Origin of the sequence: Xenorhabdus griffiniae (genome assembly GCF_001028135.1) — a bacterium.
Classification (GTDB): domain Bacteria; phylum Pseudomonadota; class Gammaproteobacteria; order Enterobacterales; family Enterobacteriaceae; genus Xenorhabdus; species Xenorhabdus bakwenae.
The window spans coordinates 1-21,306 of record NZ_LDNM01000105.1; the positions used below are offsets into that span (position 1 = coordinate 1).

General features: G+C 37.3%; 10 protein-coding genes. 8 read left to right on the forward strand and 2 right to left on the reverse strand.

Features of this window, described 5'->3' with window-relative positions; genetic code table 11:
* Positions 1-211: 211 nt before the first annotated feature.
* The 8 genes from AAY47_RS16555 (at position 212) to AAY47_RS16590 (ending at position 18,525) form a co-directional block, all read left to right on the forward strand.
* Positions 212-1,693, forward strand: coding sequence for a serine hydrolase domain-containing protein (locus AAY47_RS16555; RefSeq protein WP_047771236.1), 1,482 nt, complete (start codon positions 212-214; stop codon positions 1,691-1,693).
* Positions 1,694-1,849: 156 nt separating this feature from the next.
* Complete coding sequence (locus tag AAY47_RS16560; protein ID WP_047771237.1) at positions 1,850-7,624, forward strand: type I polyketide synthase; 5,775 nt, start codon at positions 1,850-1,852, stop codon at positions 7,622-7,624.
* Positions 7,625-7,762: 138 nt separating this feature from the next.
* Positions 7,763-8,494 carry a thioesterase II family protein gene (locus tag AAY47_RS16565; protein WP_047771238.1) on the forward strand — a complete coding sequence of 244 codons (732 nt, stop codon included), beginning with the start codon at positions 7,763-7,765 and terminating at the stop codon, positions 8,492-8,494.
* A gap of 8 nt (positions 8,495-8,502) precedes the next feature.
* Positions 8,503-8,826 carry a darcynin family protein gene (locus tag AAY47_RS16570; RefSeq protein WP_047771239.1) on the forward strand — a complete coding sequence of 108 codons (324 nt, stop codon included), beginning with the start codon at positions 8,503-8,505 and terminating at the stop codon, positions 8,824-8,826.
* Positions 8,827-8,947: 121 nt separating this feature from the next.
* Positions 8,948-11,518 (forward strand): non-ribosomal peptide synthetase, encoded by a 2,571-nt coding sequence (locus AAY47_RS16575; protein WP_047771240.1) that lies wholly within the window; start codon positions 8,948-8,950, stop codon positions 11,516-11,518.
* A gap of 103 nt (positions 11,519-11,621) precedes the next feature.
* Positions 11,622-16,067, forward strand: a complete 4,446-nt coding sequence (locus AAY47_RS16580) for a type I polyketide synthase (RefSeq protein ID WP_047771241.1) — start codon at positions 11,622-11,624, stop codon at positions 16,065-16,067.
* A gap of 69 nt (positions 16,068-16,136) precedes the next feature.
* Positions 16,137-17,228, forward strand: a complete 1,092-nt coding sequence (locus tag AAY47_RS16585) for a saccharopine dehydrogenase family protein (protein ID WP_047771243.1) — start codon at positions 16,137-16,139, stop codon at positions 17,226-17,228.
* Between the two features lie 214 nt (positions 17,229-17,442).
* Positions 17,443-18,525, forward strand: coding sequence for a fatty acid desaturase family protein (locus tag AAY47_RS16590; protein ID WP_047771244.1), 1,083 nt, complete (start codon positions 17,443-17,445; stop codon positions 18,523-18,525).
* A 243-nt stretch (positions 18,526-18,768) separates the two neighbouring features.
* On the opposite strand, the gene speD is transcribed toward AAY47_RS16590, so the two are convergent.
* Positions 18,769-20,274, reverse strand: coding sequence for an adenosylmethionine decarboxylase (speD, locus tag AAY47_RS16595; protein ID WP_047771246.1), 1,506 nt, complete (start codon positions 20,272-20,274; stop codon positions 18,769-18,771).
* 303 nt (positions 20,275-20,577) lie between these two features.
* Entirely contained in the window at positions 20,578-21,237 is a 660-nt protein-coding gene (locus AAY47_RS16600) for an IS5 family transposase (protein ID WP_047771248.1), read from the reverse strand.
* Positions 21,238-21,306 lie beyond the last annotated feature (69 nt).

Here is a 21,306-nt window from a genome sequence, read left to right on the forward strand (position 1 = left end):
CAGTTGATGAGCTGTTTACAGAGCATATTGAATATGCCATGTTATGATGATTTTGCTATAGTCAGCTATATGACCGGAAGTAATGACATAATATAACCCGGAATGTATTGGGTATCGTTAAATTCAAGAACCATGATTTAGAGCCTGTTGGGAGGCTCTTATAGTCGTGCGAATTAAATTTTACAAAATAAAATATCAGGGGCCTTATTGGATGAAAATCAGATTGCTTGTTATTTTTTTTAGCATCATATTCATGACCGCTTCTTTTGCCAAAAGTGAACCAACCAACAATGCGGAATTAAAAAATCAACTTATTAACTATATGGAAGTGGGTAAAATACCTGGTTTGTCACTGGTCATTATTGATAAGCACAACAAAACCCACCTAATAACTTTAGGCAAACAGAACGAAAATCAAGATGGAGATATTAAGCGGGAAACAGTATTTGAACTGGGATCGACGAGTAAAGCTTTTACTGGGTTAATCGCGGCACAATTCATTGAAGAAGGAAAAATAAAACCAGAAACGACCGTTTCTTCTGTCCTTCCTTCGCTCTCACTTTATTATGATAATCAGCCGATAGAGGTCAGCTTTATCCAATTGCTGCATCATTCATCGGGGATTCCATTTTCAAGTGTTGATTTTATTTATGGTGGTAACAGCAGTGATTCCCTGGAGAGCATGATCAATCGTATTGAACGGATAGATCTCCAGAACAACCCTGGAACGCTTTATTCCTATGCAACGATTAATTATGATATTGCCGCCAGAATGATGGAAGTGGTGACACAGCAACCTTATTCTGAGCTATTAAAGAAATATGTGTTAACCCCGCTGGAAATGAATAATACCTCAGTTGATGTTATGGTTAACCAAAAGGCGACAGGATATCAGATAAGCTATCTTGCTCCCAGACCCTACGATGCACCGTTCTTCATTACTAATGTTCCTGCCGGATATATTCAGACAAACGCAATTGATATGGAGAAGTGGCTGCGTTTTCTTCTTAAGGATAACGATTCACCATTAAGCAAATATAAAAAGCGTATGCTTGCGCCTAATGCGCAATTATCAACGAATGAGGGTGAAGATGTTCACTATGCACTAGGATGGTCTATAAATAACGATAAAATATATCATACCGGAATGAACCCGAATTTCTCCAGTTTTATTGGAATGAATACTAAATCTAACGTCGCTGTTGCTGTTATGGCGAATGTTAACAGTAATGTCACGTTTACTATTGGTGAACACATTTTAAAACAACTGTCATCGGGAGACGGGACAATAAACCTGAACTCTGCCAATGAGATTGAACTGTTTGATACATTTGATAAAGTCTTTTTAGCATCAAGTGTTTTACTTTTCCTGTTTTTACTAATAATAACATTCAGAATTTATCGTAATAGTATAACTAAAAAGAGTAGGCACTTGTCTGGGGCAAAGAAAGCCATCGTGATAATTTCAATCTTAGCCTGTTTGGGTTTGACGCTGTTAGGTTTTGTTTTTCCCTCAGTTTTATTAAATATGTCTTGGAATTCATTGGTTATCTGGATGCCAATGAGTTTTATCCTACTGTCAATATTGTTAATTTTGACTTTAATCATGAGCTTGATTCATTTACTCATCATATTTTTTCGCCATATATCCTATGCTAAAAGCCAAAATAAACAGGAGTATGTTAATGACTAATTTTTAATGGGTTTATTTTGCGTTCCTTAGTGGATGAATTATAGCGTGATATACGTATTTTGACAGATTATTTCAATAATGCCTTTGTCTCCAATAAAACATAGTGTTGGAGATCAGGTTGTTTAAATTATCTATATAAAATTAGGTTGTTAATATATGACGAATTCATTTGATATAGCTATTGTTGGCATGGCTTGTAATTTTCCTGATGCAGCTACACCACAGATGTTTTGGCAAAATCTTATTTCAGGAAAAGAAAGTATAAAAAAATTCACTCATGAAGAGTTGATAAAGAACGGGTACCGCGAAGAAGAGATCAATGATCCTAACTTTGTCCCCGCTAAAGCGATACTTAATGATTACAAGTCCTTTGATAACAATGTATTTGGTTATCTCAAAGACGAAGTTGATAAAATGGACCCGCAATGCCGGTTATTACACGAATGCTGCTGGCATGCCCTGGAAGATGCAGCGTATATTCCCGGCGATAATAAAGACAGAATTGGTTTATTTGCGGGTGCGTCGATCAATTTACCGTGGATTTCTAATCAGCTAAAACAGAAGCTGACTCCGGCTGAAATCTTTGATGCAGTGAATTGGAGCCTGCCGGAATCTATCATTACCCGAATAGCTTATCGATTAGGTTTAAATGGGCCGGTGATGTCTGTGCATACCGCCTGCTCAACTTCGTTGGTTGCCATTCATACCGCCTGCCAATCAATATTAAGTGGAGATTGTGATCTGGCATTGGCTGGTGGGGTTTCCATTTCATTACCTCAGGAATCCGGCTATACATATCAGCGGGGAATGATCCGCTCGGCTGATGGGCACTGTCGTCCATTTGATGCGTATTCGAATGGTACTGTGGGTGGCAATGGAGTGGGAATTCTGCTTCTGAAACTCCTTGATCGTGCTTTAGAAGATAATGATCAAATCCATGCGATTATAAAAGGATCATCAGTTAATAATGATGGACAACGTAAAGTGGGGTTCACCGCGCCAAGTATAGAAGGGCAAGCAGAGGTTATTGTCAGTGCGCATATGTTGGCTGGCGTGGAGCCTGAAGATATCAGCTACATAGAATGTCACGGGACAGCCACTGAAATTGGTGATCCCATCGAAGTGACCGCACTGGCACGTGTATTCCAAAATTCCCATCATGTTTGTTGGTTGGGCGCGGTAAAAAGTAATATTGGTCATTTAGATGAAGCAGCCGGTGTTGCGGGCGTCATTAAAACTATTATGTCATTGAAGAATAAGCAATTAGCGCCTACTCTGCATTACAATAAACCGAATGATAAGCTGCATATAGATGAAACACCGTTTAAAGTTGTAGCCAGCCCTATGGATTGGACAGTGCCTGCGGGGAAAAAAAGAATGGCAGGGGTCAGTTCTTTTGGTATTGGGGGAACGAATGCGCATATTGTGATTGCGGAAGCTGATCAGCAAGAAGAAGTACAAGATGACGGACAGCCGAATGTATTTTTAATTTCAGCAGAAACGCCGGCAGCGCTACAAAATAATCAACAGAATTTGCTGAATGCACTTAAAGGCTCTAAACCGTACCGCTTGAATGATATTGCGTATGTTTTGCAGGAAGGAAGAAAACACCACCGTTATCGTAAAGCGTTCGTTGGTGCAACATATCAGGAATTATGTTCGGCTCTGGAAAGAGAGACGACAAACCCCGTAAAAGCAAAAGATCCAGAACAGAATATTGTGTTTATGTTTCCTGGGCAGGGAGCACAGTATTCAAATATGGCACTGTCACTTTATGAAAACCACTTATTATTCCGTTCAATAGTTGACTCATGTCTGCTTCTGGCTTCTGAGTATCTTGGTGAGTCTTTGCAGGGCAAATGGTTTAATCATGGCGATGGTGATTTGCTTAGCGAAACACAATATGCACAGCCAGCCATTTTTATTATCGAATATGCGCTTGCCAAGTGTTTAATTGATATAGACATCAACCCCTCAATGCTCATCGGTTATAGCTTTGGGGAGCTGATTGCTGCAACTATTGCTGACGTTTTTACATTAGAAGACGCATTAAAGTTTGTTGTAAGACGCGGGCAACTCATGCAAAACCTGCCTACTGGCGCTATGCTGAGTATCCCACTGCCTGCATCAGAGGTATTGCCGCTTTGCCCTGATCACATTGTTATTGCAATAGATAATAAAGATTCGTGTGTCGTTTCATCTGATGAACAATCCATCGAAGAATTTTCTCAGATATTAAAGAAAAAACGTATCCTGACGACCCCCATCAAATCTAAACATGCAGCACATTCCCCCGCAATGACAAAAATAAAGGAAGAATTACTGCAAATACTTTCTGGCTTTACGTTAAATGTGCCGAAAACAGCAATTATGTCCTCTGTGACGGGTAAAATACTTTCTGCCGGAGAAGTAACATCAATTCACTATTGGGCTGAACAAGCGGAAAGAACTGTGTGTTTTGTTCAGGGAATGGAAAATATTCTTAATACCAGTAATCATTATGTGTTGATTGAAGTGGGAGTGGGAAGAGATCTCGTTAATTTAATTCGCCGATATACGACGCCAGAATCCTCGCAATCAATCATCCAATTGCTCCCGGAAGATAATAAAGCTGACAGTCATCCTTACTTATTCTGGGCTGGATTAGGGAAAATATGGCAACAAGGCATTAAAATTCAATGGGGAAAAATACGCACATCACCAGATTGCAAACGTATTTCATTGCCCGGTTATGCTTTTGACAGAAGTATTTACTGGCCTGAAAATGCGAATTTCTTACATCTGTTTTCTGGCAATGAAAGTATAGAAACGAGTCAGACGCCTATTACCAAGAATGAAAATATATCAGATTGGTTTTATCAATCTGTCTGGCAACAGGATATTTTAAGAAACCTTAAGCAAGAAAAAAACGTTAAGACCGCGCTTTTATTCAAGTTAGGGGATAATTCTGAGCAAAGTACCCTTTACGAACAAGCATTAATCAATCATTACCACAAAGTTATTCAAGTCAGGCTTGGTCAGCAATGTAAATTGGAAATTAGCGCTCCAGGCACCATTCGTGGTCTCAACAGTGAAGATCATGCAAATTTATTCAAATTTCTTAACAATAACCAGATGTCAATTGAAGACATTATCATTGATTGTACTGGTGTAAACCTGACGGTTAATGAACAATTGGCTTCGGTACTTTATTTACTCAAATCACATCGCGCATTTTGCAATATAAATCATTTAAAGGATATTACCTTACTTATCCAGAATGCACGTGAAGTTTGTAATGAACCTGATATTGATCCGAGTGCGGCTGCGATGCTGGTTATCAGCACGATTATCCGACAGGAATTCCATGAAGTATCTTGCCGGGCTATCGATGTTGGTCATGTTAAAGATTGCTCTGCTGAGATTCTGATACGCGAAATCGAAGCAGGCGGAAATAAAACGGTTATCTACAGAAATAACCGGAGATGGACTGAAACATTCTTACCGTCTATTCCCTTTATGAAGGATGAAACTTCCCGTTTGAAAAAAGAGGGAGTGTATTTACTCATCGGTGGACGCGGTTTTATTGGTCATACATTCTCCCAATACCTTGCTACAGAATATAACGCTAATTTGGTTATTTCTTCACGCGCCAAATATGAACATGACCAGAAGTGGCAATCCGTCGCCGATGCTGCAAAAACTCTGGAGTTTGTTCAGGCTGATGCGAGTGATCATGACGCCATGAAAAAGCTTATCCATGATTTGGTTGCCAATTATGGCCGTATTGATGGGGTATTCTACTTGGCGGGGTTAAGCGATGACGCTTCGTTTAGATCAATAAGTGAAACGGATATAGGATATATTGATAGCCATCTCGTTCCTAAGCAAAAAGGAATAACGGTATTAGAACAAGTTTTGGAACCTGTTGATTATGACTTTTGCCTGATCGTTTCTTCTTTAGCGCCTATTCTCGGAGGTGTCGGATTTTTCGCATATGCGGCCGCCAGCGCCTATTTAGATGCGTTTGTATTACGCCATAATCGGAGAAATAGGAAAACATGGTCGTTAATCAACTGGGATGGCTGGGAATTAGCAGAGAAAGAAAAAATTAACGCGGGAGTGGGTAGTAGCCTGTCACACTTGCTTGTGACGAGAAGTGAAGGAGTTTCTTTATTAGAAAAAGTACTCGGGTATCGGGAAGAACAGGCCCTTGTGATCTCAACGGCGGATATTAATGCACGTATTGCACAATGGTCGGCTCCTGCTGTCCACGATAATGAGACAGCCATTCAACATGGGGATTATGCAGCAAGACCTGATTTAGATTCTGAATATGTCTTACCAAAGAGTGATATTGAGAAAGAACTCGTCTCAGTTTGGCAAGATTTTCTGGGAATTGAACCGATTGGCTTAAAAGATGATTTCTTTGAACTGGGCGGTAATTCACTTAAAGCGATAACTTTATTATCGAGGATTCACAAAAATTGTAAAATAGATGTCTCATTAACACACTTCTTTAAGAACCCGACGATCGAAGATATTGTTATTTTATCTGCTTCACAGGCAGAATCAGAGTATCAAATGATATTGCCAGCAGAAGTTCAGGAAACCTATCCGCTATCACCCGGACAGCGGCGGCTTTATCTGCAACAGATTATGGATAAAAATTCAGTTGCTTATAACGAAACAGCCGCATTTAACATTGTCGGTAAATTAGACAGGGACAAGTTTGACAGAACACTTCAATTATTATTTAAACGACAGGATTCACTGAGAGCATCATTTATTCTTTGTGAAGGCGAACCAAGACAAAAATATCATGATGACATTGAAATAAATATAGAATATCTAAAGCTTGACTCATCCAATATGAGTGATGATGAAGTGAAAATTAAGGTTAATAGTCTTATCAGACCATTTAAATTAGATGAGCCACCATTGATAAGAGTGACACTGATTGAAGTTCGGGAAGGAAGCTACATATTCTTCTTGGATTTACACCACATTATTTCGGATGGGCTTTCTCAAGATATTTTTGTAAGAGATTTTTTGGATCTTTATCAGGATAAAGAATTGAAACCGTTAGAAATACAATATAAAGACTATACCGTTTGGCAACAAGGAATGGTAAATGATAGCAGTATATTGGAACAGAAGGCGTTTTGGTTATCAACGTTAAAAAATATACCTGAGCTTAAATTACCAATAGATTATGCCCGAACAAACGAGGTGGGTAATATAGGTGGCCGGATAGGTTTTGTGATTGATAAGGCATTGAGTGATCAACTTGATGAGTTGGCAGAACGCGAAAATATCACAAAATTTATGCTTTTCATTTCGTCTTATGCACTTTTGATGAAAGATACATCCGGACAAGATGAATTTGCAGTAGGTACACCCATATTGGGAAGACCGCAAAGTGAACTGCAAGGTATCATTGGTATGTTTGTAAACTTGTTGCCGATTGTCTTTGAGTGTAACGGTGAATTACCCTTTAAGCACTTTGTCAAAAAGGTCGCTGAAAGAACGATAGCCGCATTTGAGCATGCTGATTTTCAGTTTGAAAATATGGTGAAGGAGCTTAATATTAAGCCAAGGTTAAATAGAACACCGATTTTTGATACCGTATTTTCCTATATGAATATTGGAATGCCTGATTTTGTATTACCTGACGTTAAATTCTCTCGTTACGATCTCCATCAGGAGAATACCCGATTTGATATTACCTTTTTTGTTAAGGAAAATTATTCAGGCTATGAATTCAATATTGAATACAAAAAGGATTTATTTAAAGAAAAAGCAATGGAGTATTTCAAGTATCGATATATTGCATTATTAAATAATATTGTCGCTTATCCTGATAAAGACATTCAATTTATATTGAATGCAAACAATGGAAGTCATCATGATGAAGTGACGGAGAGTGATTTTCTGGACTTTAATTTTTAGCTTGAAAGATGAAGGGGATAATTTCCTGTTAATTTGTATATTACACGTGGCTGCCCTTATGATTTCCCATTTTTTGAAAGAGAAAAATCCGGGTATTAGAAGGGTAGTTTAATTCATTATCTTATTTATAGAGCCAGTATGTTAGATAAAATTCATTTAAATACACCGATAAATGCAAAACTGAGATTATATCTTCTGCATCATGCAGGGGGATCTCACATGTTTTACAGGGCATGGCAACGAGAATTACCTGATTGGATAGAGTTTATTGCGATAGAACTTCCTGCCCGGGGGCTGAGCTTTGGCAAAGCGTGCCTGGAATCTATGGAAGATATTTTAGCAGTGTTATTGCCTGTGATTAAGACCGATAAACCATTCGCGCTTTTCGGGCATAGTATGGGGGCATTAATGACTTATGAATTGACTTTAAAATTGCAAGCGCGCTGTATATATCCATTGTGGATTGGCCTGTCTGCATTCAAACCGCCTCATATAAAAAAAACAGAGTTAGTTCATCGCGCCTTAATGACGGAAAATCAGTTTTTAGATTATTTAAAAGCATTAGGAGATATCAGCGGATTAACTGAAGATAAACATGCGATGAAAATCATGCTTGAAATAATCAGAAAAGATTTTAAAGCAATAGATGATTTTATTATGAGCGAATCAAAAGTTAATAATAAAACCGCAGTGGGTTTGTTTTATGGCAAAGAGGATTCAGAGGTGACATATGAAATGATGAAAGGTTGGCCGGACTATATTTCAGGCCGATGTACAACCTATGGATTCCGGGGCGGGCATTTTTATTTACAAGAAGTTAAAAGTGAAGTCATCAATAAAATTGCACTTGAAATAAATAAAATTATATAGGAAATAAAATGAAATATGTCATTATTTGGACATTGATTTTTCATCAGAAATGGAATGCGCTTACACGGAGTGAGCGGAAAAAATTGCAAAATGAATATTTGCCAGAGATATTAGAAAAATACAGTTCATCAATCAGCCTGAGAACGATAGATACTGAGGGTTTTACCGCAGAGTTTCAGGATTTTGTTATTATAGAAACAGAAAATTTAAGTGACTATTATTGTATGTTGCAGGATATGAGAAACACACAAGTCTTCTCTGAGGGATATTTGAGTATCTCTAACGTCTTCATGGGTATTGAAAATGCTCATGAGGTTTATAACGATGATTAATTTTAGCTAACTTCAAGGGTTTTAAATACATTCTTTGAAAAACGCCAATGGGAACGTTAATTAGGCCAGCTAATTTCTGGGATCAATTGAGTCAATACTCAAATGATGGGATATTTATATAATGAATGTAAAAAATGAATTAAACACAAACATGGATAAAGAATATTTTTGGAAGAGAATAATTAATGATCATGAGCCATCAGAGTTTGAAAAATCTCTGATATTCAATCATGATAGCGTGAACCGGCAAAAAATAGTGTTTTCACGTGAGGCATCACAAAATATTTTAGCTATGGCGAATGGTTCAGATAAACGATTAAGTGCTTTACTGATATCATTAACAGGGTTTGCTCAGTCAATGATGCAGAGAAGCCAAAGCTCTTTAATTTTAACCACAAGCTATCTCGATGATGGTGAAGAATCCCAGATAATAGGTGTTCCGGCAAAATATTCACCTGAACAATCTTTGGCAGAATTGGTAAAAACTGTATCAAAAAGCATACAGAATTTATTACAGTATAGATTAGGTTCATTTCGCGAAATTTGTGAACAACCTAAATTTTTCACATCGTGTATTCTTTTGAAAAATTGCCAGACGGTGAATAAAGAAATTTATAATTTATCTGTTTCTCAAGTATTTTTTGAACATGATGATGAAATAATAAGTTGTGAAGTTCATTCACCTTATCATGTTAATTATTACGCCGAAATTATTAACATGGTCGTGTTGTTTAGCCGTCAGATTCGTTCCCAGAAGACGCTCAGTACGCTCAAATTATCTGAGAAGTCGGGTGTATATGCCCATCACTTTACACCTGAAATTGACAGTCACTCGACTATTCATTCTCTATTTGCAGAACGAGTGAAACAGCATCCTTTGCGCACAGCGATTATAGATGAACATTGTGCGCTCAGTTATATCGAATTGGATAAATTAAGCTCAACGTTTGCCACTAAATTGTTAAGCCTGGGTATTAAACAATATGATACCGTCGGTATTCATATGAATCGTTCATGTGCCGCCATTGTTGCTATGCTGGCTGTTTTAAAAACAGGGGCTAAATATTGTCCGCTTGATATAAATTGGCCTGCTTCCCGAAAGAAACATGTCAAAGATACCGCCTCGATTAAGCATGTCATTGTTTCTGATGAAACAATCTGTGAGCTTGAAGACTGTCAGAACATTCCTTATATATCGCCTGATAGTGATACCAATATTGATATCGGTGAACAGTTTCATCTAACGTCAGAAGATTCTGCTTATGTTATTTTTACGTCTGGTTCAACAGGTGCGCCAAAAGGTGTTGAAGTTTCGCATGCTGCTGTCATAAATCTGGTTTTAGGTTTACATGACAGAGTTTATCAACATTATCAGGGCACTCTGGATGTAGCCATGATGTCTGCACTGAGTTTTGACGCCTCAGTACAACAATTATATCCGGCACTGTTACTCGGCCATACTCTTCATATGGTGCCTGAGTCCGTCAGGCGGGATGGAAAAAGAGTGGTTGAATTCTGGGATAAGAATGCTATTCAGATTGCAGATTGTACGCCGACACATTTACGGATGATCCGAACACAATTCGCTGAGCATTCAATTCGTTGTACGGTCAATCATCTTATGATTGGTGGTGAATTGCTGGAAAAACATAACTGGTATAATTTTGCCAAATGTTGGGAGTCGGTTCCTAACGCTTCTAATGCTTACGGCCCGACAGAATGCTGTGTGCAATCCACTTCTTTCGAGTTTAACGAGAAGAGTGAAATTCAAACACCGACAATTCCCATTGGTTTTCCGATGCCGGGTGAAGAGATTATATTGATTGACGATTTTTTAAGACGGTTACCTGAAAGCGCCATTGGTGAAATTGCCATTGCTGGAAAAGGTCTTGCAAAAGGCTACATAAATCATCCGGAGTTAACCGCTGAAAAATTTATTACTATCGAAGGTAAAAAATATTATAGAACCGGTGATCTGGCCCGATATTCAGGAGAGAATGGTTTAATCTATCTTGGCCGATCCGATAATCAGGTCAAAATTAATGGTTATAGAATTGAATTAGGAGAAATAGAAGTTATTACTCAAAAAACGCTGAATGAACAAATCAATGGGCTTGAACCCGGTTTGAAAACTATTTGTGATGTTTTTGTTATGGTTAATGCCCAAGACCCGGATAATAAATTTTTAGTGGCTTATATATATACCAATATTGAATTTAACGGAGAGGTTTTGAAGAAAGCATTGGCTGAACGTTTGCCAGATTACATGGTTCCGAGTTATTTTATTAAGGTTGAAGAGTTTCCGCAAAATAACAGCGGTAAAATTGATGTTGCGAGGTTGCCAGATCCCAGAAGTACCGCAAGAAGCATTGAGATGAAACCTTGCAGTAGTGAGGTTGAGGTAAATATATTATCTCTGTGGGCTGAGGTTTTAAAAATAAATAAGGAAAACATCAGTTCATGTGATAATTTTTTTGATTTGGGTGGTTCTTCATATACCTTGTTGCAACTTAGTATCAAATTGAATGCGTTTTTTAATAAAGAAATTGAAGTTGTTGATTTATTCCAATATACCACAATAGAACAACAAGCGATTTTTATAGAATATGATGGAAAGGCAGAAGAAAATAATTTGATTGGCGATAATCAGGTTGAACAATTTGATAATGCGATAGGGATGTTTAATCATTGAGTGTAAATAGCCGAAAATAAGATGATGAACAATCAGTATACGAATGGATTTCGTGAGCTTTCGATTCGTATTTATTTTTAATTTTCATTGGTGATGACATATTATGAATAAAGAAGAAAATCCAATTAATGATAAATTACCTCAAAAATTAACAGGTCTGGAAATCGCTATTGTTGGTATTTCCTGCCGGTTTCCTGATAGCCCAACGGTCGAAAGTTTTTGGAAAAATTGTCTTGAGGGTAATGACTGTATCACCCGATTTTCTGATGAAACGTTAGCTAAGAATGGTGTCCCTGAACATGAGTATAAGCACCAGAATTATGTCAATGCGAAGGGTGTGATTGAACATCCTTTGCGGTTTGATGCTGAGTTTTTCCAATATAATAAGCGCGAAGCGGAATTACTTGAGCCACAAATCAGGCACCTTCACGAATGTAGTTTTGAGGCATTAGGTTCAGCAGGTTTAGTGCCTTCAGCTTATAAAGGAAAAGTAGGCTGTTATTTGGCGGCCAGTGCTCAGTTGCAGTGGCAAATGGCCGCTTATGAAGAGAGCAAGCAAGACGGGGTCGGTTTATTTTCTGCATTTAGCCTTATCGAAAAAGATTTTGCGGCCACGCGCTTAGCGTATAAGTTGGGGCTGACTGGCCCGGCCGTTGCACTACAAACCGCTTGTTCTTCTTCATTAACCGCAGTGCATATAGCGGCTCGTGCACTATTACTGGGCGAATGTCAGTTGGCTTTAGTGGCCGCTGCCGCTTTGGTGACACCAAACCAACAGGGATATCTCTATCTGGATGGCATGATAGAATCACCGGATGGTGTTTGTCGCCCTTTCGATGAACAGGCCAATGGCACTGTGGGAGGTGAGGGCATTGGCGCCATTGTGCTGCAACCGTTAAAGCAGGCTCTTGCAGAAAAACGGCCTATTATTGCTTTAATTAAGGGAAGTGCTATCAATAATGATGGCGCAAGAAAGGTGGGCTATACCGCGCCAAGTATTGAAGGGCAAACGGACGTTATTCGTAGTGCAATCACAGTATCTAAAATTGATCCTAAATCAATTTCATATATTGAAGCACACGGAACAGCAACTAAATTAGGCGATCCCATTGAAATTACGGCGTTAAAAAATGTATTCCATGATTGTCCGGTGGGCAGTATTGCAATAAGTTCAGCTAAATCTATTATTGGGCATCTTGATAGTGCTGCTGGTATGGCCGGTTTAATTAAGACCGCATTAATACTGAAAAACAAAATGCTTTGTGCCAATAAGTATTTCAGTACACCCAACTCTAAATTAATGCTGGAATCATCACCTTTTTACATTAATAAAAATAGTCAGGAGTGGCATAGCGAATCAGTCAGAAGGGCGGGTGTCAGTTCTTTTGGCATTGGAGGGACAAATGCACATATCATCCTCGAAGAGATGCTCCATGAACCATTGAAACCTGAATCACCTGAGCAATTGGTCCTGTTGCCGTTGTCTGCCAAGAATACATCAAGTTTATCGATGATGGAAAATGAGCTGCTGAAACTTCTGTCAGAGAAAAAGCATAAATTGTCTGATATTGCTTATACCCTGCAACAAGGGCGGGAACACTTTGATTTCCGATCTGTATTGGTTTATTCCGGGAGTGAGACATCCTGCGCTTTATCTGATTTTATTCACGGAAAAGCAAAACATTCAGCCAAGAGGATCGTCTTTTTATACCCGGGACAGGGAACACAATATCCGGGTATGGCTTATGCCTTATATCAGCAGGAAGAAATATTCAGAAATAGTTGTCAGGATTGTTTCGCTTTATTATCTGAAGATACTCAAAAAGAGTTGCATGATTTTTTTGTGAATATATCTGGACAGAAGGGCGTATCCAACGAAATAACCCAATTGGCTATTTTTATTGTTGAATATGCCATGACATCATTACTGCAAAATAAAGGTGTTAAACCGTTTGCCTTACTCGGGCATAGCTTAGGGGAGTATGTTGCGGCAACAATATCTGGCGTATTTTCCCTCAATGATGCCCTGCATTTAGTTAGTCAACGGGCAAAACTCATCGAAATGATGTCGCCTGGGATGATGCTGAGTGTCGCATTAGGAATAGAGCAGATACGCAGTTACCTTGATGAAGAATTTGATATAGCTGCAATCAATGGTAAAGAATCTGTCGTCATTTCTGGTAGGGCGGCTAATATTGAGAGGCTGGTATCTGCTCTTCAAAATGATAATATCCAATGCAGAAGATTAAAAACTTCTCATGCGTTCCATTCCAGAACAATAAATGAGATTCAGGCAGAATATGCCAAGGCGTTAAATTCAGTCAGTTTTAACCATCCTGTAATACCCATTCTTTCGAATTTAACAGGTGGCTGGCATTCTGAAGAAGGTATCAGACAACCTGAATATTGGTTGTCCCATCAACGAAATACCGTTAATTTCTTAGGTAGCATAGAAACACTATCAGAGTTCAATGACCTTGTTTTTATTGAATTGGGACCGGGTAATACTTTATCCAGTTTCATACATAAGTATTATCAAAACGAAAATGAAAATAAACCATTAATCATGAATATGATTAAACACCCTAATTTGACAGATGATGATCATGAATATTTTTATCGTCAGCTTGGGAAAATATGGTGTAATGCCGAAGGCATAGACTGGAAAAATATCAATCAGCCACAAGGGCATTTTATTCATATGCCGGTGTATCAGTTTGCCAGAACGGAGTATACTCAACTCAGGGATAAATTAGTTTCTGGCATCAATGTAAGTCGTGAGAGTAATACGTTAAATCATAATAAACTTTATTTCCCTAGTTGGCAGAGAGAACTTTATCTTCAAATAGAAGAAGGGAATACAGGTCAACCGGTTTTTATTCTTTGTACTCAATCAAATAATACCGGTTATCTTGTTTCATGCAAAGCATTGTGGCCTGATAGCACAGTGATTTTTATTGATGATTCAGACAGTATTAAATCATTAACCCCATTACCTGAAAGTAGGTTTATTCTGATTCCTGAAAAAGAAAGACTCGAAAATGATCCCATTGAATATTATTTAAAATGGGTTGAAGGGCTTCGCATTATTTTAACTCTGCTAGAATTGCAAGCTGCAAGATTTATTCTTTTCACACCTGAAATTGAAAATGTACTGGGATGTGAACAAGCGATACCAACGATTTCGTTGTTAAAAGGTTTGCTTCAATCAATTTCGCATGAATATCAACAGCACCAGGTAATGCAAATAGATTTATCTGGAAATGATGTACCGGATAACAGATTTAATTTGCTGATACGGGGGCTTGTGAATTCAGGTAACTATAATCAGGTTGCAATACGGCATGGTCAGTTATGGCTTCCTGAATTCAAACCATTATCAATAACGCCTCTGAATAGTGTTGATAAAGCACATGGATTACAAGAAGGGGATTTAGTATTTATTAGTGGGGGTCTTGGTGGCATTGGATTAAAGCTGGCAGAATCATTAGCAATTCAGTATCGTGCACGTTTTGTCTTAGCTTCTCGCTCACAGTTTCCTGCAAGATCTCAATGGGATCTTATAAAGAAAGATCCGGCTCAAATGGAAACAATGAAAAAAATTGAGAGCATCGAAAAAATAGAACAAGCCGGGAGTGAAGTCTATATTCATTCTGTTGATGTCTCTTGTGAAAAAGAGCTTCATTCATTGCTGCAATCGGCTGAAAAAGAATTGGGGCCGTTCAGTATGGTGATGCATGCAGCAGGATCTTATGCGGGGGCATTAATTGCGCAACCTAATCTCACACTGCATCGTGATATCATGGTGGCCAAAGTCTTGGGTGCTAATAACCTGCTTTCCTATTTTAGTGACAAAAGCCTGCGTTCCATGCTGTTTTGTTCTTCTTTGCTATCTTATTACGGAGCTTCTGGGCAATCTGCGTATGTTGCGGCCAATGCTTATTTAGAGGCGATGGCCGACGACCAGAAGTTTCCTTTCAGGATCTGTTCCATCTCCTGGGATCGATGGTTAGAAGTGGGTATGGCGGTTAATACCATAACAAATCCCAGTACAGCGATCGGTTTAACTAATCAAGAAGGACAATATGTATTTCTTCAGATAATTTCCCATTATCCTAATAAATTTTCGGTGTCAGTATTACCAATCAAAGACAGAATAGAACAAGATGAGATTTCGCGATTAAATAATAAAGATTATGTATACAATATAAAACATTCACGTGCTGAGGACTCAATAAAGGAGATTATTATAGAAGTATGGGAACACCAATTGGGTCTTTCTGAACTGGATGAATATATAAGCTTTTTTGATTTGGGTGCGACTTCGCTTGATATTGTTCAAGTTAACGAAAAGTTAAAGCAGAAGTTAAACATGGATATGCCCATTGCAATGATGTTTACTTATAGTTCTGTAGTTAAACTGCAAACTGCGTTGCAGAATATAATCGATGAATACAGTGATAAGCATCAAGATAAGGAAAATATAAGTCAAAGTGATAGAAGGAGTTTAGCTAAAAAACGCATGAATAAAAGATTGCATAATAACTGAAATTGTATTTCTAAATGTACTTAGTCATTCGAGGAAGAAAATTTTGAGTTCTATTCTGAGGGGTATTAAATGAAAAAATTATCTGTCTTATTAGTTGGGGGATATGGCATTGTTGGGCAGCAAGTTGCACAGATTTTAAATCAACATGCGCCTGAGCTGGAGTTAATTATTGCAGGCAGAAGTATTGATAATGCCAGGCAATTAGCCCAAACGTTAGGAAATGCAACGGCAGTGGCTCTTGATATTGATAATATCAATTTATCAGATGAAATAAAAATTGACATAATATTAGCCACTGTTAATGATCCCAAAGATAATTTATTGCATTTTGCAAATAAAAATGGCATTGCTTATATAGATATAACGCGTTGGACTGAACGATTGCAGGTTGCGCTAAGCAAGGCTGTAATCATGAGAAATAAAAAACCAGGCACAATGATTTTTGCTTCATCGTGGATGGCGAGTGTGGTTGCAACACTTGCCAATAATATGAGTAAGTCATTAGTGAACATCACGAGTATTGATATCAGTATACTCAGTGCTTCGAATGATAAGTCAGGCCCGGATTCATTTGATTATTTGGATAGCCTTGCGGCCCCGTTTACGGTAAAACAAAATGGGAGATATCAGAAAATACTCCCATTTTCGGATGAACGTATTATCTCATTTGATGATAATTGTCGGTATAGTGTTTTTCGCATCGATATGCCTGATCAATTTACTTTGCCTTTAATAACAAATGCTCAAACCATTGCCACGAGAATTGGTTATGATAATCATAAGGCGAATAAGATCTTATCATTTTTTATAAAAAATGGTATTTGGAAACTGATATCAGGTGATCTGTTTAAAAAGTTACGTAAAAAGATTTTTTATCATCCCGGTACAGGCGATCAGCATCAAATTCGGATTGATATACATGGAACTGATGAAAAAGGGGATCGAAAACACCTATATATCCATATTAAAGACCCGAAGGGGCAAGCACATTTAACCGCTACAGGCGCTGCTGCTTTAGTTATACAGTTGGCTGAACATATTCAACGTGATCAAGGTGATATTTTGATGATGGGAGAAGAGTTTTTATGTACTGAAAAGCTTAAAGCACTTTTACAGTCAGAAGATATCATTCTGAATGAGAAAAATGAAATATTAAAGTGATCCTTTTTAAATTATCTTAAGTGACTGGAATAAGAAAATTGTGTAAATGAACTTTCCAGTCACCGAATTAATTAAGAGGCTGTGTTGCGTAAGAAAAGATAACAAGGAGGTAATTTTAAAGAGTTAAGTTTTTTAATGGTATTGTTGTTATTCTAATTCTAATCAAAGCTTAATTTATCTCATTATTAATAAAATATCAGGAGGGAATTTAATTATGCCGTTGTCTGAAATAAAGTTAAGAAATCATTTCAATATATCTCGCAATGTGATTTCCAGTTTAAGAATTCTAAGGAAATTGGATAATTATCACTGGGCTATTTCACTTTCAAAAGATTACCTTGTTGTAATAATTGCGATATATTTAAGTGTTGGTATAAGTTTCTGGTTTTATCCACTCTCTTTATTGATGATAGGTTCGACACAACGGGCATTCACAAATATATTACATTACTCATCTCATCATGTTTTAGCTAAAAACAAGTTCCTGAATTATATCGCCGGGACTTTTTTATCCGGGCATTTGGTATTTCATTTGCTTAGCACTTATAAAGATCCCCATGTCAGGTATCATCATGCTCATTTAGGTGATCCAGAAAAAGATCCTGATTATAAATTTCATATAGATAGTGGATTATATGATTTTAATCAAAATGATAGAGAGTTTTTTATACAGAATATATTATTAACACTTTCAGGATACAGAACATTTAAATATATAAAATATGTAATAGAAGACATGATTAAATCAAAGAAAAATAAGGAGTTAAAAAAAGACGAAAATAAAGTTACAAAGAAAAAATCAGGAAATAAGAATGATAAAGAATCAACTTTCTTTTTTATTTATTGGATTGTGATACTTTCAATCATCATTTACTCTGGTTACTTTCTGTGTTTTCTTCTGCTTTGGATAGTTCCATTATTTACGGTTACAGTAGCTATTGGATGGATTATCGGTATAGCTGAACATTATCCTCTGCCTGCGTCTGAAAAGGAGGCATTATTGCTAACACGAAATACAAAAGGTATTTGGTGGGAACGCTTCTTATTTGGAAGGCATTATGATAATTACCATTTAGTGCATCACTTGTATCCGGGTATTCCTCATTGGAACATTAAGAAAGCGCATATATATTTGTTGAATGATCCCAATTATCAAAAATGGGATGATCTGTGGGGAGGGATATTTATCCGTGAATATCCGCATCAAGAAACGATGCTAAGCTACGCATCAAAGTATAGAAAATTCAAAAAAGAGAATAAAGAGGGGAGTTTTGCAAAACGTCTACTCTCTATTTGAATATTTTTTATATAAAACGGTTTAATCTAAAGGGGCTTTCATAGCCCTATTGTGCTTTTTGGTTATCAGGCAAGCAGGTTCCGAGAGGTTTATACGAAATAGCATAACGATTTATATTATTTATTCTGTAACTGATTGTCTTTCACACCCGGCTAATTAACAATCAGTTCTTTCGTTGAGTGAATAAATTTAATGCTTCAACGTTGAGTAAAGTGTTAAGAAGATATTCTATTTATTTTAAAATTAAAAACCCCGCTGTAGTATCTTATATTCATATTCTTGAGCATTAAGCTGCGTTTGTAGCTGAATCATAAATGTATCTTGATGTTTAAATTCATTGCAAACGAATAAATCAAGAGCGGCGTACTGATATTCAGGCCATGTGTGAATGGTAAAATGGGACTCTGCTAATATTAGTGCACCACTGACACCCCATGGCTGGAATTGATGGAAATTATGAGTAACAACATTCAGCTCACATTGTTGGGCAATATCAAGCATGATTTTTTCAATGGCTGATACAGATTTCAGTACCTCTTCATCACAATCTTTCATATCTATAATAATGTGAGTGCCAAGCTGTCGTGTATGATCCGATGAGCTTACTTTTTCCTGACCACGATATTGAAATTTAGTGTCGTGACATTTATTACAAGTTGCCTCTATGAGCTGTTCTATCGTTAATATGTTCTTTCCGTGCCCAATGGTTATCATGTTATTACATGATTTACATTGGTAAAATTTTATACGAGGGTTAATTTCTCCAGTATAGATTTTATCTGAATAATGATTTCTCCCTGAGATCATCGGGTAGGTTTGAGGTGTAACAGAAAGAACATAGAGATCGCTGACATTACCGATAATACTTCCGCCATGATATTTATTGAATTGCGGATAAATATTCCTGATAAGAAGATTCTGATTGTTGAATAACCTTTGAACTTCTTGGTTTTCCATTGGTTTTTTTTGACCAAAGGAGAGTAAGATCTCACTATTATCATTTTTAGTGAAACTAATAGCGCGTGATAAAAATAACTTTAATCCGCTCAATGTATAAGGTGGATCTGTCAAGACGATGTCAAAGTTTTTAGTGTATACATTAGAGAGTTTTAGATCTAAGTATTCAGTATTAATGACGAAATCATTTTTCTCTGCGACATCTCGAATAAATGTTAGTAGATCTTGATCGATATCCTTGACAAAAATATTTTTTGAGCCGTCGTAGTCGAGATTTTTAAATGCCATCATCAGGGCTAAGGAAGTCAAATCATCATCACCCAAAAATAAAATATTTTGTTTAAATACTCTTGGGTTATTAAGTAATAGCATGACCCGGCGTATTGATGTCTCTAATGTTGCATGTGCTTGATCTAACAAAACATTGACTTGAGGCCTGCTGTTATATATTGGCTCCAATAAAACGGAAAGCTCTTTCTCAAACTCTTCTCGTTTCTCCTCTGATAACAGAAGGTTATATTTATTGATATCAACTGATTTATATCCTAGCTCCTCTTGTACATATTTCATGCCTATGTGGGTTAATTTAAAAGTACCTTTGTTTTCAGCATAATTATATTTTATTAATTCTTTTTTGAATGCTGAAATGATAGGGATAGGTAATCTACTATTTAATGAAAGGTTTCTGTTTGAAGTGTGGCCATATAAATATAATAATATTAATAACTCCTCTAGAATTTCAACTGGGTGTGATAACTTCATGTTGTTTTTTATAGCATTAAGTTTATTCATTATAATCTCTTTTTGATCTAACCTTTAATTCTATTTTTTCAATTGTTTTCCAAGATATTGCTTTTGTTTTTTATAAATCTGTAAATTTATCTTCCTGTAATTTATGTATTATAATTTTCACTATATAGAGAAACATGAATTTCAACTAGTTTTTATTTTAATTGAAATAATAAACAAAAGTGACATTCTGTTATCAGACAACTGTCTGAAGTGCTAATTGGTTGTGTGTTAAATGGCTAGAATTATCATAAATATAATATTTAGCCTATTGTTTAGGGTCTGTTGATGTTTTAAGGTCATAATTCAATCAACCCACATCGGCAACCAGACAATTATAAATGCCAGTGACACCATGCTGGCATAATTCCGTTCAAGTTTTTCCACCAAGTGACAATACTCGTATAAACATTCATCAATGCGTTGGTTGGTTTTTCGACTATTTTTGCGATAAGGGATCACCGGAGTGGCTCCTCGCTGTTCAATAAACATCCTGAAACGCTGGCTGTCATACCCTTTGTCAGCGATAACTGCTTCGGAGGAGGGAGATGCAGCGACAAGGCTTTCTGCATGAACACTATCGTGAACCTGACCACCTGAAAGTTCAAAATGAACAGGCAACCCACCACTGTCTACGGCTAAATGGAGCTTGGTTGAAGATCCGCCACGGCTTTTGCCAATGGCTTCATCGTCATCTGACGCAGCGCCCGCACTGTGTTGGTGAGCCCGAACGATAGTGCCATCAATAAACAGCCATTCCTTATCAGCAATGCCAGATAACAATTTGAAAATAATCTGAAAAATCCCTTTCTTTGACCCGGCGTTAAAACGTGAAAAGACGCGATTCCATTTGCCAAATTCGTCCGGTAAATCGCACCAGGGGATACCCGTTCTCATGTGATAAAGAATGCCTTCCAAGGTCAAATGGTGTTCAGGTTTGTTATAAACCCAACCTGTGTGTTGCATAAATGCAGATAGCTTATTTCAAGCAAGATCGGTTAATATAGTTCGCAGCATGATGGTGAGGTCTGGTTG